Source organism: Streptomyces zhaozhouensis, assembly GCF_900230195.1.
GTDB classification, from domain to species: domain Bacteria; phylum Actinomycetota; class Actinomycetes; order Streptomycetales; family Streptomycetaceae; genus Streptomyces; species Streptomyces zhaozhouensis.
The window spans coordinates 17,526-34,533 of record NZ_OCNE01000030.1; the positions used below are offsets into that span (position 1 = coordinate 17,526).

General features: G+C 73.1%; 15 protein-coding genes and 1 tRNA gene. 10 read left to right on the forward strand and 6 right to left on the reverse strand.

What is annotated here, in order from left to right; genetic code table 11:
- Positions 1–7 precede the first annotated feature (7 nt).
- Positions 8–1,570: a peptidoglycan recognition protein family protein gene (locus CRP51_RS26960; RefSeq protein ID WP_097233978.1), complete on the reverse strand. Its 1,563-nt coding sequence runs from the start codon at positions 1,568–1,570 to the stop codon at positions 8–10.
- A gap of 414 nt (positions 1,571–1,984) precedes the next feature.
- Here CRP51_RS26960 and CRP51_RS26965 point away from each other — a divergent pair, with 414 nt between their 5' ends.
- Positions 1,985–2,929 (forward strand): alpha/beta fold hydrolase, encoded by a 945-nt coding sequence (locus CRP51_RS26965; protein WP_097233979.1) that lies wholly within the window; start codon positions 1,985–1,987, stop codon positions 2,927–2,929.
- Between the two features lie 134 nt (positions 2,930–3,063).
- The gene (locus CRP51_RS26970; protein ID WP_097233980.1) at positions 3,064–3,879 is read left to right on the forward strand and encodes an SAM-dependent methyltransferase; all 816 of its coding nucleotides are present in this window, start codon (positions 3,064–3,066) and stop codon (positions 3,877–3,879) included.
- A 144-nt stretch (positions 3,880–4,023) separates the two neighbouring features.
- Here CRP51_RS26970 and CRP51_RS26975 read toward each other — a convergent pair whose 3' ends face one another.
- Together CRP51_RS26975 and CRP51_RS26980 are read right to left on the reverse strand one after the other, a co-directional pair.
- Positions 4,024–4,950 (reverse strand): Sco1979 family transcriptional regulator, encoded by a 927-nt coding sequence (locus tag CRP51_RS26975; protein WP_097233981.1) that lies wholly within the window; start codon positions 4,948–4,950, stop codon positions 4,024–4,026.
- A gap of 200 nt (positions 4,951–5,150) precedes the next feature.
- Positions 5,151–5,387 (reverse strand): DUF397 domain-containing protein, encoded by a 237-nt coding sequence (locus tag CRP51_RS26980; RefSeq protein ID WP_097233982.1) that lies wholly within the window; start codon positions 5,385–5,387, stop codon positions 5,151–5,153.
- A 232-nt stretch (positions 5,388–5,619) separates the two neighbouring features.
- Here CRP51_RS26980 and CRP51_RS26985 point away from each other — a divergent pair, with 232 nt between their 5' ends.
- The 5 genes from CRP51_RS26985 (at position 5,620) to CRP51_RS27005 (ending at position 8,353) form a co-directional block, all read left to right on the forward strand.
- Positions 5,620–6,249, forward strand: a complete 630-nt coding sequence (locus tag CRP51_RS26985; RefSeq protein WP_141514679.1) for an ATP-binding protein — start codon at positions 5,620–5,622, stop codon at positions 6,247–6,249.
- A gap of 126 nt (positions 6,250–6,375) precedes the next feature.
- A tRNA-Leu gene (locus CRP51_RS26990) sits at positions 6,376–6,463 on the forward strand.
- A gap of 234 nt (positions 6,464–6,697) precedes the next feature.
- Entirely contained in the window at positions 6,698–7,273 is a 576-nt protein-coding gene (locus tag CRP51_RS26995) for a hypothetical protein (RefSeq protein ID WP_097233984.1), read from the forward strand.
- A gap of 156 nt (positions 7,274–7,429) precedes the next feature.
- Positions 7,430–7,783 carry a VOC family protein gene (locus CRP51_RS27000; RefSeq protein WP_097233985.1) on the forward strand — a complete coding sequence of 118 codons (354 nt, stop codon included), beginning with the start codon at positions 7,430–7,432 and terminating at the stop codon, positions 7,781–7,783.
- A gap of 147 nt (positions 7,784–7,930) precedes the next feature.
- Positions 7,931–8,353 carry a VOC family protein gene (locus CRP51_RS27005; protein WP_097233986.1) on the forward strand — a complete coding sequence of 141 codons (423 nt, stop codon included), beginning with the start codon at positions 7,931–7,933 and terminating at the stop codon, positions 8,351–8,353.
- Positions 8,354–8,443: 90 nt separating this feature from the next.
- Here the strand turns inward: CRP51_RS27005 and CRP51_RS27010 are convergent, their stop codons facing one another.
- The 3 genes from CRP51_RS27010 to CRP51_RS27020 all read right to left on the reverse strand — a co-directional run bounded on the left by CRP51_RS27010 (position 8,444) and on the right by CRP51_RS27020 (position 12,000).
- Positions 8,444–9,808 (reverse strand): carotenoid oxygenase family protein, encoded by a 1,365-nt coding sequence (locus CRP51_RS27010; RefSeq protein WP_097233987.1) that lies wholly within the window; start codon positions 9,806–9,808, stop codon positions 8,444–8,446.
- A gap of 76 nt (positions 9,809–9,884) precedes the next feature.
- Positions 9,885–11,342 (reverse strand): MFS transporter, encoded by a 1,458-nt coding sequence (locus CRP51_RS27015; protein ID WP_097233988.1) that lies wholly within the window; start codon positions 11,340–11,342, stop codon positions 9,885–9,887.
- Positions 11,343–11,433: 91 nt separating this feature from the next.
- A complete protein-coding gene (locus tag CRP51_RS27020) occupies positions 11,434–12,000 on the reverse strand; it encodes a TetR/AcrR family transcriptional regulator (RefSeq protein WP_170970700.1) in 567 nt (188 codons plus the stop codon).
- Positions 12,001–12,098: 98 nt separating this feature from the next.
- Here CRP51_RS27020 and CRP51_RS27025 point away from each other — a divergent pair, with 98 nt between their 5' ends.
- The 3 genes from CRP51_RS27025 to CRP51_RS27035 all read left to right on the forward strand — a co-directional run bounded on the left by CRP51_RS27025 (position 12,099) and on the right by CRP51_RS27035 (position 16,952).
- Complete coding sequence (locus CRP51_RS27025) at positions 12,099–12,929, forward strand: AraC family transcriptional regulator (RefSeq protein ID WP_097233989.1); 831 nt, start codon at positions 12,099–12,101, stop codon at positions 12,927–12,929.
- 84 nt (positions 12,930–13,013) lie between these two features.
- Positions 13,014–13,481: a cupin domain-containing protein gene (locus CRP51_RS27030; protein ID WP_097233990.1), complete on the forward strand. Its 468-nt coding sequence runs from the start codon at positions 13,014–13,016 to the stop codon at positions 13,479–13,481.
- Positions 13,482–13,817: 336 nt separating this feature from the next.
- Positions 13,818–16,952 (forward strand): NACHT and WD40 repeat domain-containing protein, encoded by a 3,135-nt coding sequence (locus CRP51_RS27035; protein WP_097233991.1) that lies wholly within the window; start codon positions 13,818–13,820, stop codon positions 16,950–16,952.
- Positions 16,953–17,008 lie beyond the last annotated feature (56 nt).

The window sequence follows — 17,008 nt, forward strand, 5'->3', positions numbered from 1 at the left end:
GCGCGGGTCACCGGCCGGACTGGAGCGCCCCCCAGGTCGCGGGGCCGACGACGCCGTCCGCGTCCAGGCCGCGGTCGGCCTGGTACTCCTTGACGGCGGCGCCCGTGTTCGGGCCGAACTGGCCGTCCACGTCCACGGTGCGGCCGAGGGCGGCGGTCAGGGCACGCTGGAGGCGGGAGACCGCCTCGCCAGAACTGCCCTCGCGCACCGTGGTGGTGGCGCCGGCGGACAGCAGCGCGGTCCAGGTGCGCGGGCCGACGACGCCGTCGGCGTCGAGGCCCTTGGCGGTCTGGAAGCCGCGCACGGCCGCCGCGGTGCTGGGGCCGAACTGCCCGTCGACGGTGCCCGCGTTCTGCCCGTTCTGGTTGAGCAGGTACTGGAGCGCGGTCACCTGGGCGCCGGTGGAGCCGTCCCTGAGGGTGTCGTAGGCGGGGAAGTCCAGCGCCGGAGGACCGGGCTCGCCGGGGTCGCCGGGGTCGCCGCCGACCAGTTCCATGTAGTAGTCCCAGTCCCAGTGGGGGCCGGGGTCGGTGTGGTCGTTGCCCGGCACCTCGACATGGCCGACGATGTGCTGCCGGTCCAGCGGGATGCCGTGCTTGTCGGCGAGGTGGCGGGTCAGCGCGGCCGAGGAGCGGTACATGGCGTCGGTGAACCAGGAGGGCTCGTCCACCCAGCCCTCGTGTTCGATGCCGATGCTGTACGGGTTGCCCGACCTGGCGTGCCAGGCGGTGTCCCGGTCGCGGACGGACTGGGTGACCTCGCCGTCCGAGGAACGGATGGTGTAGTGGGCGCTGACCTGCGCGTCCGGGTTCTGGAACCAGGCGATCGAGCCGGCGTAGGAGCCCTGGGTCACATGGATGACCACGGTGTCGATGGCCTCGGTGCGTCCGGTGGCGAAGTTGGCCGAGTGGGCGGGGGCCCACAGCGCCGGCGGGTAGTCCTCGCTGAGGGCGCCGATGTCGGCCCCGGCGTACTCCCCGCGTTCGGGAGCGACCGTGGTGGGGTCGACGGTGACCGTTTCCTCGCCTCCGACGACCGCACTGAGCCCGTCGGCGAGCAGTTCGTAGACCGTGTCGGCGTAGAGCCTGGCGGTGGCGTCCTGCTCGGCGCCGCCGTAGCGGGCGACGACGGGGTACCAGGCGTCGAGGTCGGCGCGGTCCGGGGCGGTGAGGCCGAGCGCATCGGCGTACGCGCGTAGAACGGCCGCGCCGCCCTCGATGTTGGCCGCCGTGTCGGTCCGCAGCTCGGCCGCGTCGAGGCCGGTGGCCTCGGCGGCGGCGTCCAGGGTGCGGTGGCCGGGGTTGTCGACCAGGTGCATGACGCCGTAGCCGCGGGCGTGGCTGGGGGCGCCGTCGTGGTCGTTCAGCCTGGTCTCTCCGTAGCCGACGGCGACGAGCAGGTCGCGGGGGACCTGGTAGGCGTCGGCGGCCTCGGCGAAGGCGGCGTTGACCGGGTCGGACGCCCGGTCCTGGGCGGCGAGCGCCGGGGTCGCCGCCGTGAGCAGGCCGGCGAGGGTCACGCCCGCCAACGCCAGGGTGCCGTGTCTGTGGGGGGCAGATCGTCGAAACACGCTTCTCCGTTCGCGGTCGCGGATGCCGGCGCCCTCGTGGGTGCGGACGCGCGGCGGAACCTACCCTCATCCCGAGCCATGGCCATGTCAATGACGCGCGTCGACTCACCCGCCATCAACTCCGCCGGTGCGTCGTCCGGGTGACGTCGCCTCACCTCCCGACCCGACCGCCCCGAGGGCTCGCCGCCGGGGCCCGGTGTGTCCCCTCGCCGTCCGCCGGGCCCCGGCGTGAGCATCGAGGTCGTCGCGCGTTCCCTCGCCCATCCGTGGCCGCGCGGACTCTTGACCTGCCCTCCGGCCGGGAAGCGTTCGCAGAGCGCCCCGGGCGTCCGCGTACGCGCACGGGCGCCGGGAGAACGCGCCGCGCGGCAAGGCGCGCGGAACGCAGGCACGCACTCGCACAAAGGAGCAGACGTGGAACAAGGAACGCCGACCACGCCCCCACGCGCCGACTTCCACACCGCCAGGGACGGGGTGCCGATCGCCACCTACCACTGGGCGCCCGACCACGGCGGACGACCGCACGCGGTGGTCCAGATCGTGCACGGCGCCGCCGAACACGCCCTGCGCTACGACCGGTTCGCCCGCGAGCTGGCCGCGCACGGCTACGCCGTGGTGTCCTCCGACAACCGGGGCCACGGCGCGACGGCCGCGCACACCGGCGGGCTGGGCGCGGTGGGCGCCTCCGGCTGGCGCTCGACCGTGGAGGACCTGCGCGCGGTGGGCGACCGGGTGCGCGAGGCCCACCCGGGCGTGCCGCTGGTGATGCTGGGTCACAGCATGGGCTCCCAGCTGGCGCGGGACTTCGCCCAGGAGCACGGCGAGACGCTGCGCGGGCTGGTGCTCAGCGGCACCTTCCGTTCGCTGCCGGGGTGCGAGCCGACCGGGGCGATCGCCGCGCTCCAGGAGGAGATCGAGCACGGCGGCCGGGACGCCCCCTCGACCTTCGTCCCCGACCTCTTCGCCGCCTTCAACGACCCCTACCCCCACCGCACCGGTTTCGAGTGGCTCAGCCGCGACCCGGCCGAGGTGGACGCCTACGTGGCGGACCGGCGCTGCGGCTTCGCCTTCGGCGCCGGGCTCTCGCTGGACTGGGTGCTGGGCGTGCGCAAGATCAACGATCCCGAGCAGCAGGCGCGCGTGCCGAGGGACCTGCCGGTCCATGTGGCGGTCGGCGAGCAGGACCCCTGCCACAGCGGGATGAGCCTGGTCTACGAGCTGCTGGAGGACTTCCGTTACCACGGCACCCGGGAGCTGACCTGGCGCGCCTACCCGGAGGCCCGGCACGAGATCCTCAACGAGACCAACCGGGACGAGGTCCAGGCCGACCTGCTGACCTGGCTCGACGACCACCGCTGAGCCGGCGCGTGGCGGGAGCGGGCGTCGACATTCGGACAGTTGTGTGCGCGGACGGCTTGATGAACCGTCAACTACCGTACGGCGTGCGAGGATGCGGCCCTGTTGTACAGGTACGAGGAAGAAGAGAGGTTCGCATGGCCGGAGCCGAGGACGTCACCACCCGTGAGGTGGACGTCAACGTGCCCAGCGTCGCACGCATATACGACTACGCCCTGGGAGGGAAGGACAACTACGCGGTCGACCGCGAGGCGTTCGACCAGCTGGAGAAGACCGCGCCCAGCACCCGCCCCCTGGCGGTCAACAACCGCCGCTTCCTCCAGCGGGCCGTGCGGATCCTCTCCGAGGACTACGGCATCCGGCAGTTCATCGACCACGGCTCCGGCCTGCCGACCCAGGACAACGTCCACCAGATCGCCCAGCGCAGCGACCCCGACGCCAAGGTGGTCTACATCGACAACGACCCGATCGTGCTCGCGCACGGCCGGGCGCTGCTGGAGGAGAACGCCAACACCGCCGTCATCCAGGCGGACTTCCGCGACACGGACGGGATCTTCGGCCACCCGGACCTGGTGCGGCTGATCGACCCGGACGAGCCCGTCGCGGCGCTCTTCGTCTCGGTGCTGCACTGCATCCCCGACGAGGACGACCCGACGGCACTGGTCCACAGGGTCGCCGACCGGCTGGCGCCGGGGAGCTTCCTGGTGATGAACCAACTGGTCAGCGACGACCCGGTGTTGCGGGACGAGGCCACCGCGTTCATGAACGCGGCCACCCAGGGGAACTGGGGACGTGTCCGCGAACAGGCCGACGTGCGCCGCTACTTCGAGGGACTTGAGCTCCTCGAACCGGGGCTGTGCGAGATCAGCACCTGGCGCCCGGACAGCGACCTCGGGCCCAAGCAGCAGACCGAGGAGTGGATCGAGTACGGCGGAGTCGGCCGCAAGCGCTGAACGCCGCCTCAGGCGCCGGGCGCGGCCGGCGCCGAGCATGACCGCGGGCCGGGGAGGTGCTCCCCGGCCCGTTGCCCGTGCCCGCGTTCCGTTCGTGCCCGCGCCTCGCGCGCGAGGGCGTCCGGCCTCGCGCCGGGGCCCGCCTCAGGACGGCCCGCCGTTCCCGTCGAGCCCGGTCAGCACCCGCTCCAGGGTCTGCGGCGTCCTGCCGTGCGGCTCGGCCGTCGCGCACAGGCTGTCCATCACGGCCAGGTAGTCCTCGACGTCCTCCCGCTTGTCCAGGTAGAGCGCGCTGTTGAGCTGCTCCAGATAGACGATGTCGGGCAGGTCCGGCTCCAGGAAACGCAGAATGGTGACCGGTCCGCCGGCCGCGGCCAGCCCGCCGATCCTGAACGGCGCTATCTGGAGCGTGATGTTGGGCCGTTCGGCCATCTCCCGCAGATGCCGGATCTGTGCTCGCATCGCCTCGACGCCGCCCATCGGGCGGGTCAGCGCCGCCTCGTCGACCACGGCCCACAGCCGCGGCGCGCCGTCCCGCAGCAGCAGCTTCTGTCGCTCCAGACGGAGTTCGACGCGTCGGTCGACCTGACGGTCCGTCGCGCGCGGGTTGCCGAGCCGGATGCAGGCCCTCGCGTAGTCGGCGGTCTGGAGCAGACCGGGCACGAACTGGACCTCGTAGGTCCTGATCAGCGAGGCGGCCTCCTCAAGGCCGATCATCGTCTCGAACCAACTGGGCAGCACGTCGCCGTACTTCTGCCACCACCCCGGCGAACTGGCCTGCTTGGCCAGGGCGAGGAACTGCCCGCGCTGCTCCTCGTCCCGCACTCCGTAGAGCGTCAGCAGGTCGGCGATGTCCCGCTCCTTGGCGGCGACACGCCCCAGCTCCAGACAACTTATCTTGGCGTGCGAACCACGGATGGCGTCTCCCGCCGCCTCCCGCGTGATTCCACAGCCCTCCCGGAGTCGACGCAGATGAGTGCCGAGCACGATCCGCAGAACCGTGGGCCCACCCCTCGGATGAGTGAGCAGGTCCCTCACCGAATGGGCCGGTCCCTGGTGAGCTGACGTCATGTGGGTTCCCCTGAGCTGTTGAATTAGCGCTCAAGTGTTGCACTGTTCGGACGGGGCGTACAGTCGCCCCGACCACACCCACGGTGACACATGGGGCCCTCACCACGGGCGAAGCGCTCGCTCGGGGGACGGGACCGGCACCGGCCGGCCCCGTCACGTCAACCGTTGTCCGAACGGTCCGCCCCCGGGGGCAACCTCGTTCAGTCCACGAGGTCGTCGAAGTCGCCGTCCCTGGCGCCCCGCACGAACGCGGTCATCTCGGCCTTCGTGTAGATCAGCGCCGGACCCTTCGGATCCCGCGAGTTCCGCACCGCGACACCTCCGTCGGGCAGCCCCGCCACCTCGACGCAGTTGCCGTTCGGGTTGCTCCGCGCGCTCTTCCGCCAGCTCACACCGGGGATCTGAGTGGCCGACACACCGTTCACGAACTCAGGCATCCGAACTCCTCGGCTTGTGGGGTGCCTTCACCGCCCACCGTCGTTCCTCGGGGCGGCCTTCCCCGATAGTGCCCCAACTCCTAGTGTTCTTGCATCCGTTCTTGCATACGTTCTTGCATCTGTTCTTGCGTTCGTTCTTTCAGATGTACTTGCAGGGATACTCTGAGTACCCCAGGATAGACTCTGCGGAGTCACCGCCAGGGTCATCTTGAACACCCGCGGAGGTCGGTTCATGTCAGCTCTCCCCTACGCCTCGATGGCGCCCCTCGCCGCTGCCGGGCGGCGGGCCACATCCGCGGACGTGGCGGGCTTCGCGACGTTCCCCCTGGCGGGCGAGCCGGGCGCACCCAGATCGGCGCGCGCGCTGACCCGCGCGACGCTGACCGACTGGGGACTGGGCGAGCTGGTCGGCGACACGACGGTGGTCGTCTCCGAGCTGGTGACCAACGCCCTCCGCTACGGCCTGCCGGCCGGCACCCGCCCGAGCCCGCTGCCGCCGGCCAGCGAGGAGCAGCCCCTGCTGCTCAGCCTGGTGCACTGCGAACGCTCGGTGCTCTGCGCCGTCTTCGACCCCGGTCAGGACGTGCCGCTGGTGCGCAGCCCCAGCCCCTGCCAGGAGTCGGGACGCGGCCTGCACGTGCTGGAGGGCCTCGCGAGGAACTGGGGCTGGACGACGCCCGACCGGCACGGCAAGGCCGTGTGGGCACTGCTGGCGGCGGAGGAGCCGGTCGACGAGACGTCCACGACACCGCAGTGGGAGCCGCTGAGCCGACTGCTGTTACTCCTCGAACTGCTGAGCGGCCCCTCCTGGTTGAAGGCCCTCGGCTCCACCTCAGGCGCGGTCACCTCCCGCGCCAACTAGGCCGCGCGGCACGCCCCAGCCGCGAGCCCCGGCCCGTCCGGGCGGCTCCGATATGCGGAAACACCACCCCGGGAAGCTTGGTATGGTGGACACACCGCAGCGGCCGGAGCGCCGCGCGCACCTGTTGTCCGGGTGGCGGAATGGCAGACGCGCTAGCTTGAGGTGCTAGTGCCCGTTTAAGGGCGTGGGGGTTCAAGTCCCCCCTCGGACACCACATCTTCCCAGGGCTGACCTGTGGGTTCTCTGCTGCCGGGGCCTCTTGGAGGCTCCGGGTGAGCAACCGCGTGGCCAACGGAAACGTTCCTCCCGTATCAGGCGGTCGACCGGCTGTCCGCAGGTGGCCCTTCGGACCCGTCCGGACCCGTCCGGGCACGCGGGGCGCCGAAGGTCCGTCGGGTGTCGAGGTCGTGGGTGCCGGGCTGTCAGTGGCTGCTTCTACTGTCGCCTCATGGGGAACTACTTCCAGACCGTCGTCGATCTCGACGCCACGCAGACGGACGCCCGGGCCCTGGCGGACAGCGGGCTCGACTGGCTGGTCGGCGAGGGGATAGTCCGGGCCGAGCTCACCGACTGCGTTCTCGGGGCGCCGTCGGGGCATCCGCCCGGCCCCTCCTGGGCCAAGGCGGTCGTTCAGGAGGACTGGGAGCCCAGCGACGGACTCGGCGTCGAGACCGGCCGCACCGTCTTCCACTGCGGCCAGGGCGACCCCCGGTTCGCGGTGTGCCCCCACTGTGCGGGGCGGGCGGATTTCTGCACCGACCGGCTGGAGGAGATCGAGGGCGCGTGGGAGCCCTTCGGCGAGGCCATCAGCGACTGGAGCGACACGGGCAGCGCGGCAGTCGTCTGCCCCCGCTGTCGGCGTCCCGGTGACCTGACCGCGTGGACCTGGTCGGACGGCTACTTCGCCTTCGGGTATCTCGGTTTCACGTTCTGGGACTGGCCCGACTTCAGCCCCGGCTTCCTCGAAGGTCTCTCACGCGCGCTCGGGGGGCATCGCACGGTCCTCATGGCGGGCAAGCTCTGAGGGAGCCGGAGTTCGCCCGATCACGGGCCGAGGCCCGCCGGGCCGCCCGCCCCGCCCCGAGCGGCGGCGTGCGTCCGCCGGTGCGGAAGGTGCGGAAGGCGGGCCCGTTGCACTCCGCGGCGACGGGACCGCAGGTCCTGCCTATGATCAGGCCCCATGGCACTGGAATGGGAACAGATCATCGTCGACTCCGCCGACCCCGTCGCTCTCGGGCGCTGGTGGGCCGAGGCCCTCGGCTGGGTGGTGGTCGACGAGACCGAGGAGATCATCGAGATCCGGCCTGAACCGGACCGGATGCCCGGTCTGCTCTTCGTGCCCGTCCCCGAGGGCAAGACGTCGAAGAACCGGCTCCACCCCGACTTCCGCCCCGACGACCAGGAGGCCGAGGTCGCCCGGCTGCTCTCGCTCGGCGCCCGGCGCGCCGACACCGTGCGGGACGGGCAGCGGTGGGTGACCCTCCTCGACCCGGAGGGCAACGAGTTCTGCGTCCTGGGCCAGCGGAAAGGCTGAGGGCGGCGGGCCGTCCGGGAGGAAGCGTCGGTACAGGACACATCCTGTCCGCTCCCGGGGGCATCGTGGCGTGCGAGCCGTCCGGAAGGGCCATCGCCCCGGAACGGACGGCGACCCGCTGTCATCCCCGAGGACAAGGACCAGGTCATGTCCGTCACGACCACCACCCATCTGAACTTCCGAGGCACCGCGCGTGCGGCGCTGGACTTCTACCAGTCCGTCTTCGGCGGGCGCACCGTCGCGATCACCTACAGGGACGCCGGCAACGTGCGCGACGAGAACGAGGCGGACTGGATCACATGGGGCGAGGTGGTCGGTGACAACGGCTTCCACGTCATGGCCTACGACGTGCCCTCGCAACTGCCCTTGAGCCGGGGGGAGAACCCGTTCTTCGTCTCCGTGCGCGGTGACAGCGCCGAGGAGATCAGCGCCCTGTGGGCCAAGCTCGCCGAGGGCTCGACCCTCGTGCACCCCCTGGAGCCCTCGCAGTGGGCGCCGCTGTACGGGATGCTCACCGACCGGTTCGGCGTCACCTGGGTCCTCGACGTCGCCGCCCCATACAACGGCTGATCCGGCCCGCTTCGCCGAGACCGCGGACGTCCGCGCCGACACCGCGGACGTCCGCGACCACCGGGACGGTCCCCTCCTGGCGTGCGTGGTTCAGTCGGAGGCGGCGCCGTCCAGGGCCGTGTCGGGGATCCAGGAGCCGTGGATGCCGGCCGTGACCCGGCGTGGCAGGTGGACGGTGGCTATCCGGTCGAGTCCCGAGGCGTCGAGGACGAGCAGCTGGGAGGCGTTCTGCTTCAGGTCGGAGACGACGGTGAGCAGATAGCCGTCGTCCTCTCCGGTCGCCCCGGCGGCGGGGACGAAGACCGCCTCGCTGGGCAGCCGCGCGTCTCCCGCCTCGTGCAGGAGCCGCGCGCCGGTCATCCGGTCGTACTTGACGATGCCGTAGCCGCCGAAGCCCTTCTCGTCGGGAAAGGAGACGGCGTACTGGTAGCGGTTCTCGGTGCCGGCGAACGCGTCGTTGAGGGTCGGGAACTCGATCGCGAGGTCGTCCACCGTCTCCTCGCCGACGGTCCCCGCCGCCAGGTCGATCACCCAGCGACGGGCGAAGGAGCGGACGACGGGCTCGGCACCCCGGTCGGGTGCGCCGACCCACCAGTTCCAGGAGAGCCGGAAGCCCTCGCGGTCCACGGTGGGCGCCTCCAGCACGACGCGGCCCCTGGCGTCCTCGTAGGCGTTGGCCACGTGCAGCGCGCTGCCGGGCTCGACGGGGAACCAGCGGACGCGCGCCGCGCCGTCGCTGCCCCGGGGCATGACGCCGATGCGGGCGGGCTGGCGGTCGTCCCAGCCGTAGGGGACGCCGGAGTGCTCGGTCGCGTCGAAGGTGACCGTGCCCTCGATGAACACCACGTGGTGGTCGGTGAGGGCGAAGTCGTGCTTGAGGGAGGCCGTGGCGCCCGGCACCTCGGCGCTGTGGATGACCTGGCCGTGGGCGTCGGCGACGTAGTAGAGCAGATACGGCGGGAAGGGCGAGGAGCCGAAGAAGTGCAGCTCGCCGGTGACCGGGTCGGTCCTGGGGTGCGCGGTCATCGCGCCGCGCAGCCTGCCGTCGAAGTCGTGGGCGCCGACGGTGTCCAGCTCCGGGGTGAGCGCGAAGGGGAAGTTCGCCTCGCACAGCGCGAGAAGGCGGCCGGCGTGCTCGACGATGTGGGTGCCGGCGGTGCTGGCGGTCAGGTCGGGGCCGTTCTCGGTCATGTAGGGGGCGCCGTCGAGCGCGGGGGTGCGCACCCAGCGGTTGCGGTACCACTCGGCTCGCCCGTCGCGCAGCCGGATCCCGTGCACCATGCCGCTGCCCTTGAACCAGTGGGCGGGCGTGACGCCGGGCTTGGGGTTGTGGCCGTTGCGGACCAGTCGCCCGGTCAGTTCCGGGGGAAGGGTTCCCTCGACGGGGAGTCCGGTGGCGGAGATCTCGTCGACCGCGGGCTCGAAGTGGCCGATCAGGTAGGGCTTGCTGGTCATGGGGATGCCTCGTCTCGGAGTGTGTGATCGGTGGGGAGGGGCCGGGGAGGTGTGAGCGGACGCCGGAGCGACGGGGTCAGGGCGCGCGGGCGGGCGACCGCGCGACCGCCGTGGCCGGCGGACCGGGGTCGGGGGCGGAGGTGCGCCGGACGGCGACGAGGGCCAGGAGCGCGGCGGTGGCGATCACCGCCGCACCGATGCCGAACGCCAGGCGGTAGCCGGCGGTCAGCGCCTCCAGACGCGGCAGGTGGGTCGCGAGGTCGGCGGTGCGGGAGCCGGCGAGGGTGGCCAGGACGGCGAGACCGACCGCGCCGCCGACCTGCCGGGTCGTGTTCACCAGACCGCCGGCCACCCCGGCGTCCGCCGGGCGGACGCCCCCGACGGACACCGCGGTGAGCTGGACGAACGCGGCGCCCAGGCCCAGGCCGATCAACACGCTGGGGCCCAGGACGTCGGCGGCGTAGCCGCCGTGCGGGCTGATCCGCGACAGCCACAGCAGCCCGCCCGCCTCGACGAGCAGGGCACCCGCGACCGCGGCCCTGGCGCCGACCCGCCGGGCCACGCGCGGGGACAGCGTGGACCCGATCATGTTCGCGGCGGCGAGCGGGAGTTGGCCCAGCCCGGTGGCCAGTGGGCCGGCGCCGAGCACCTGCTGCTGGTAGAGGGGGAGGAAGAAGAACAGCGCGATCCACACCGAGCCGAGCAGCGCCATGAGGATGTTCCCGGCCACGACCTGTCCCCCGGCGAACAGCCCCGGCGGAACGAGCGGATCACGGTGGCGGCGCTCGACGAGGGCGAACGCCACGAGGGACACGGCGGAGAGCGCGAAGGCGCCCAGCACCCGCGCGTCCGTCCAGCCCCAGGCACGGGCGGTGGTCAGCCCCCACACCACGGCGGTCAGGGAGAGCGTGACGGTGAGGGTGCCGGCCAGGTCGAAGCGCCCACGATCGGCCGCGGGCACCCGCGGCAACCGCAGGGCGCCGGCGACCAGCACCAGGAGCGCGCCCGCCCCGGTGACGTGGAAGATCCACGGCCAGCCCCACGCCTGGGTGAGTGCGCCGCCGAGCAGGACCCCGGCTGCGGCTCCCGCTCCCGAGACCGCGCCCCACACCCCCAGGGCCCTGCCCCGGGCGGGGCCGGGCGGGAACAGGCTCAGCACCAGGGCCAGCGCGGAGGGCGCGATCGCGGCCGCGCCCAGCCCCTGCACCGCCCGCGCGGCGATCAGGACGACGGGCGAGGCGGCGAGCCCCGCCGCGAACGACGAGAACGCGAACACCGCCATGCCCGCCAGCAGGACCCGGCGGCGGCCCAGCAGGTCCGCGACGCGTCCGCCCGCCAGGAGCAGCACGCCGAACGCCAGTCCGTAGGCGTTGACCACCCAGGTCGTCCCGCTGTCGGACAGTCCGACTCCGGCGCGGATCTGGGGCAGGGCCACGTTCACGATCGACGTGGCGAGCATGACGGTGAACTGCGCTCCGGCGAGGACCGCGAGCGCGGTGCCCGGATGCGCGGTCGCCCGCTGCGTATGAGTCATGTGTGGTTAACCACTCACTCGAAGGTCCGAAAGAAGGGCGGGCCGCGCGGAGCGCCCGCCGAAACCGAGGAAGGACGAGGGAGAGCAGCCCTCAGTGGTGCCGGATCCCCCTCGACAGCGTGCGCGTCCACGGCGCGTCCACCGCGTCGGCCCCGGCGGAGACGATCAGATGGCACAGCATCCCGCGGGCGAAGAACTCCTGCACCTGCTCCTCGGCGCCGCCGGAGGCACCACGCACGTACTCGACGAGACGGGCGTACCCCTGCCGGACGGCCTCCCGCACGGCCGGCTCCGACACGGCCGCGGCCTGGGCGTGCAACTGGATCAGCATCAGGTCGTTGTCGCTGATCAGCCGGGCGTACGCGTCACCCATGACGGACAGCACGGCTTCGGGACCACTTCCGCCGGCCTGGGCGACACTCCGCTCCAGACTGGCGCGCACCCGCACGAAGCAGTGCTCGACGACCGCGACGAACAACGCCTCCTTGCTGGGGAAGAGCCGGTACACATACGCCTGCGAGATGCCGGCGGCCCTGGCCACCTCGGTCGTGGTGGTCCCCCAGTAGCCGCGCGCCGCGAAGGCGCTCAACGCGGTGCGCAGCACCGTCTGGCGACGCTCTTCGGCGGTGGACAGGTGACGCACGCTCCCTTTGCTCATGTGAGTAGTCAACCACTCATCAACGCCGAGCGTCAACCACGCTCGCGCGGCCCCACACGCGTGGGGCCGGCAGGGCGCCGGTTCGTACACTGACGAGGGTGGAAGCGCGCACGGCCACCAGAGTCGCCGCACGTCCGGCGCCCGCCCTGCGGCGGTACGTCGGCTCGTACGTCGGGTTCGACCTCCGCGGGTTCCCCGCGGGAGTGCACTGCGGCCCGCCGGGCCGCGTGCTCACCACGGTGATCAGCCTGTCCGACCCCCTGGAGATGGCCGCGGGCGTCGACGACGGCTCACCGGTGACCCGGTTCGGCAGCGTGGCCGGCGGTCTGATGTCCCGGTCCGTCGCGATCCACCACGACGGAAGCCAACAGGGCGTGCAGGTGTCGCTGACCCCGCTCGGGGCGCGGGCCGTCTACGGCGTGCCCGCCGCCGCGCTCGCCCACCAACTGGTCCCGCTCGACGCGCTTCTCGGAGCGCTCGGCGTCGAGCTGGTCGACCGGCTCCGAGCGGCGCCGACGTGGGCCGCGCGGTTCGCCGCGCTGGACGATGCGCTCCTGCGAGCCGTCGGCCGCGGCGCCGACCGCGTCCCCCCGGTGCGCCCCGAGGTGGCCGAGACCTGGCGCCGCCTCGTCGCCGCGCGGGGCCGCGCCCGGGTCGGGGCGGTCGCCGCGGAACTGGGCTGGAGCCGTCGGCATCTCACCGCGCGGTTTCACGGCGAGGTGGGCCTGTCGCCGAAAACCTTCGCCCGGGTTCTGCGCTTCGAGCACGCGCACGAGCTGGCGACGGCGCGCGACCCGCTCCCGTGGGCCGAGGTGGCGACCGTCGCCGGCTACGCCGACCAGGCCCATCTCGTCCGGGACTGGGGCGAGCTCACGGGCCGATCGCCGACGGCCTGGCGTCGCGGCGAGGTCCTCCTCGGGAGCGGGTAGTCCGCCGACCGGCCGCCCGTCGCGTGGGCTTCTCGTTCCCATTTCTTCAAGACCCCCCGCTCGCCCTTCCCTGACCATCGGGGCATGGAACTCGTCAACCACCCACGCCACGCCGTCGATCTGCGGACCACCCCCGTGCACCTCGGGCTGGGGTCGACAGCCAAACCCATCGAGGACTTCGCCTGGAGCCCGGAGGTGCTCCAGGCCTACAGCGCCGCGGTCGCGGCGGACGGCGCCGAGGGCCGGCTGGTGACGCTCTTCGACGGCGAAGGCCCCGGCGACCACTGGGAGCGCCACCCCTCCGGCGACGAACTGGTCGTCTGCCTCAGCGGGTCGGTGACGGTCACCCGCGACATCGACGGGGTGTCCGACAGCGTGGTGCTCGGGCCGGGCGAGGCCACCGTCAACCCGGCCGGGGCATGGCACGCGGTCGACATGGCGGGGCCGTCGTCCATCCTGACCGTCACCCCCGGCCTCGGCACCGACCACCGCCCCAGGACCGACACCCGCCCGACCGAACACGCCGGCACGCCCGGCCCCCAAGCGCCCTGACGACACAGGCCGCGTGCCTCGGCGCGGCCGGCAACCCGGCGGAGCGGCGTCGCGGGCGTCGCGGGCGTACAGCCGGATGATCGTCGAGGTCGCCGGGGTCTCCTGCGCACGACCGACCACATCCGCCAGCGCAGCGGCGGTGCCGCCCTTGTCGCCGAGGTGAGCGACACCTGTCTGCCGACCGGGGGCACATAGCCGTTCCGGCGGCGGCGCCTCGGCCACCGCGGCAAACCTCACCGGCCCCCTGACGTCTCCGGCGATCTCTGGAAGACTGACGCGGTGTCAGCACTGAGGGACCCACGGTGGCAGCGGCGATTACGGACGGCTCTGTACCTGGTGGGGGGAGGGGCCACCGTCGGGCTCGCCGTCCTCATGATGCGCATCGGCGTCAGCCGGGGCGACGCGGTGGCCGGTGTCGTCGGGCTCTTCGTGGCCCTCGCGACCGCCCTCGGCGGCCTGGCCAGGGCGCTGAGCGGGGAACCGGCACCGCCGCCCGATCCCCGGGAGATCGCGGACGACCTGGCGCGGGCCCTGAGGGCGCAGTGGCTCGCGGAGGCGGAGTCCCGCCGGGTGCGCGATCCGCGCGTGCTGCCGCTCTCGTGGGCGGCCACGCGACGCGACGTCGGCGCGGACCCGGAGGACGCGGCCGGGTCGCCGGTCGGAGGCCGGGTGGTACGGCTGCGGCTCGACGGGCGGCTGGACGGCCGGTTCGACGAGGCCGTCGGCGGGCTCGCCGACGGGTACCGGCAGATCGCCAGCGGGCGCCTGGTCGTCCTCGGCGAACCGGGCGCGGGCAAGAGCGTGTTGGCGCTGCTGCTCACCCTCGGCCTGCTGGACGACGCGCACCGGGAGCCCGGCGGCCCGGTGCCGGTGCTGGTGTCGGCGTCCTCCTGGGACCCGATCACCGAGTCCCTCGACGACTGGCTGGTGCAGCGGCTCGCCGAGTCCTCCTACGCCGGCCGCGAGGACATCCCGCGCACGCTGCTCCGGCACGGGCTGCTGCTGCCGGTCCTCGACGGGCTCGACGAGATCCCCGAGTCCTCCCGGCGCAGCGCCGTGCGCGCGCTGAACCACGTGCTCGGCCAGGAGCGCCCCATCGTCGTGACCTGCCGGGCAGCGGAGTACGAGGACGTGATCAAGGCCGGGTCGCCGGTGCTCGGGCGAGCCCCCGTCGTGGAGATCGCGCCCGTCGCCGCGGAGGACGCGATCCGGTACCTGGCGGACGTGTCCTGGCCGGAGGAGACCGACTGGGCCCCGGTGTACGCACGACTGCGGGCCGTGCCGGACGGGCCCCTGGCCGCCGCGCTGTCCACGCCGCTGATGATCTCCATGGCGCGCACCGGGTACGAGCGGCTCCCCGGCCGGCCCGCCGAGCTGGTCGACGAGGAGCGCTTCGGCAGCCGGCACGCCGTCGAGGACTATCTGACCGAGCGGTTCATCCACGCCGCCTACGCGTCGGCGGGGTTCCCCTGGGCTCCTCCCGACGAGCCCGGGGAGGAGGCGGCGCGGGCCAGGCGGCGGCTGTCGTTCCTCGCGCTCTACCTGCACCGGCATCGCGAACGCGACCTGGCCTGGTGGCAGTTGAGCGGGCGGCTGCTGTCCGTCTGGGCGGCGCCGGCCATCGGCCTGGCGTTCGGCGCACTCCTCACGATGGTGGCGGCGCTCGTTCTGAACCTGTCGGGGGCGGAGGGCGTCGACCTGGTCAGCGGCTGCGCCCTGATCGGCGGGTGTTTCGCCCTGCTCACCATGCTCATCTGGTATGCCACGCCCAACCGCCCCCCTGGCCGGCTGTCGTTCACCCGACGCGGCGCGCCGCTGAGGCTACGCCGGGGCTTCGCGACCGGGTTCGCCGTCGCGGCCGTGCCGGCCGCGGTGACCTGCGGGACGGCCGTGCTGGTCGCGCTGTCCAACCCGTCGGCCGAAGCCTGGGCGACCGTCCTGGAGTTCGTCGTGCCCGCGCTGGCGGTCACGGTCATCGTCGGCTGCGGCGTCGCGGTCCACGAGAGCCTGAACGCGCCGCCCGAGCACGCGGGCCGCGCCGATCCTCTCGACTCGCTGCGCGCGGACCGCCGTTCGACACTCGTCGGGGCGCTGGCCGCGGGCGTGGTCGTCGCCCTCGGGACGTTCCCCGTGCTGGTGACCCTGCGGGTGCTGGCGGCGCTCCTGGGCACGGCGGTGGGTGGTTGGGCCGGCGAGCCGGGGCTGACGGACCTGGTCATCTACGAGACGCACCGCGAGGCCGAGCGCTTCGGCCACTGGGAGGGCGGCGTGTACACCACGCCGGGGCTGCTGATCGTCCAGTACACCCTGCTGCCCGGCGTCGCCGCCGCCCTGCCCATCCTGCTGTCGCGGGCCTGGACCCGCTTCGCCCTGCTGCGTCTCGTCGCCGGGGCGCGCGGCCAACTGCCGTGGCGGCTCATGCGGTTCCTGGCCGACGCCCACCGTCGCGGGGTGCTCCGGCAGTCCGGAGGGCAGTACCAGTTCCGGCACATCAGGCTCCAGGAGTCCCTGGTGGAGCGGCCCTCCGGCGCCGCGCCCCCGTCCGGCGCGTTCACCGTGCGTCCACGCCGGCGCGTGCCCGGCTCCGCGCGCCTGGCGGCCGGGGCGGCCTCGGTGGCGCTCGTGGTGCTGCTCCCGACGCTTCTGGCCCATCCCGACGACGACGCGACGGCCACCGTCATCACGGAGTTCTCCGCCGACTCCCTCTCCTTCGAGGGCGGTCTGCTGGTGGCCCGGGAGGGAGAGAGGAGGCACGGGTGGGACGCGACCACCGGACGGCCGGCGACCGGCCCGCTGCCGGACGCCACATACGTGGACCCCCGAGACCGTCTGCCCGCCGACTTCCTGACGGCCGTCGCCGAGGGCGGTTGGTACGCCACGCTCACCGACCTGCGCACCGGCGCGTTGCTGCACGACTACGCGCGGTGGGACTACGAGGAGAGTCTGGTCTCGCGGCTCACGCTGGACGGCGGGGAGCCACTGGTCCTCGCTGTGGAGTGCGCCAACGGGCTGTCCTACGTCGTCGACGCGCGCGACGGCGCAAGCTTCACGCTCCCGTCCGCCCTGGGCGCCAAGCTGTGCGACGAGGTCGGATGGGCGTCGGCCGTGCTCAGCCCGGATCGCACGACGCTCGCCCTGTGGGGCATCGAAGGCTTCTGCGGTGTCCAGCTGGTGGATGTCGCGTCGGCGAAGGGGATCGGCAGGATCACCGCCTCCTGCCCGGACTTCGAGTGGAGCAGCCCCGGGTCCGTGGCGTTCAGTCCCGACAGCCGCACCCTGGCGACCGGCCATGGCGACGGCACCGTACGGTTCTGGGACGCGAGGAACGGCCGTTCCCGGGGCGAGCCGCTGACCGGCCACGCCCCGGACGCGGTCATCGCCCTTCTGGCGTTCGACGAGGAGGGCGAGCGGCTCGCCACGCACAGCCCGGAGGACAACACGATCCGGCTGTGGGACATGCCGGCGTTCTGAGCCGCCGGGGGCGCGGGGCCGCCGGGCGGGCGGAGGGCGGCTCGTCGGACGGCCTC

Bases quoted from the DNA above. Each gene is read 5' to 3' on its own strand.
- CRP51_RS26970 (WP_097233980.1), top strand. From the start codon at position 3,064: ATGGCCGGAGCCGAGGACGTCACCACCCGTGAGGTGGACGTCAACGTG.
- CRP51_RS26975 (WP_097233981.1), bottom strand. From the start codon at position 4,950: ATGACGTCAGCTCACCAGGGACCGGCCCATTCGGTGAGGGACCTGCTC.
- CRP51_RS26980 (WP_097233982.1), bottom strand. From the start codon at position 5,387: ATGCCTGAGTTCGTGAACGGTGTGTCGGCCACTCAGATCCCCGGTGTG.
- CRP51_RS26985 (WP_141514679.1), top strand. From the start codon at position 5,620: ATGTCAGCTCTCCCCTACGCCTCGATGGCGCCCCTCGCCGCTGCCGGG.
- CRP51_RS26995 (WP_097233984.1), top strand. From the start codon at position 6,698: ATGGGGAACTACTTCCAGACCGTCGTCGATCTCGACGCCACGCAGACG.
- CRP51_RS27000 (WP_097233985.1), top strand. From the start codon at position 7,430: ATGGCACTGGAATGGGAACAGATCATCGTCGACTCCGCCGACCCCGTC.
- CRP51_RS27005 (WP_097233986.1), top strand. From the start codon at position 7,931: ATGTCCGTCACGACCACCACCCATCTGAACTTCCGAGGCACCGCGCGT.
- CRP51_RS27010 (WP_097233987.1), bottom strand. From the start codon at position 9,808: ATGACCAGCAAGCCCTACCTGATCGGCCACTTCGAGCCCGCGGTCGAC.
- CRP51_RS27015 (WP_097233988.1), bottom strand. From the start codon at position 11,342: ATGACTCATACGCAGCGGGCGACCGCGCATCCGGGCACCGCGCTCGCG.
- CRP51_RS27020 (WP_170970700.1), bottom strand. From the start codon at position 12,000: ATGAGCAAAGGGAGCGTGCGTCACCTGTCCACCGCCGAAGAGCGTCGC.
- CRP51_RS27030 (WP_097233990.1), top strand. From the start codon at position 13,014: ATGGAACTCGTCAACCACCCACGCCACGCCGTCGATCTGCGGACCACC.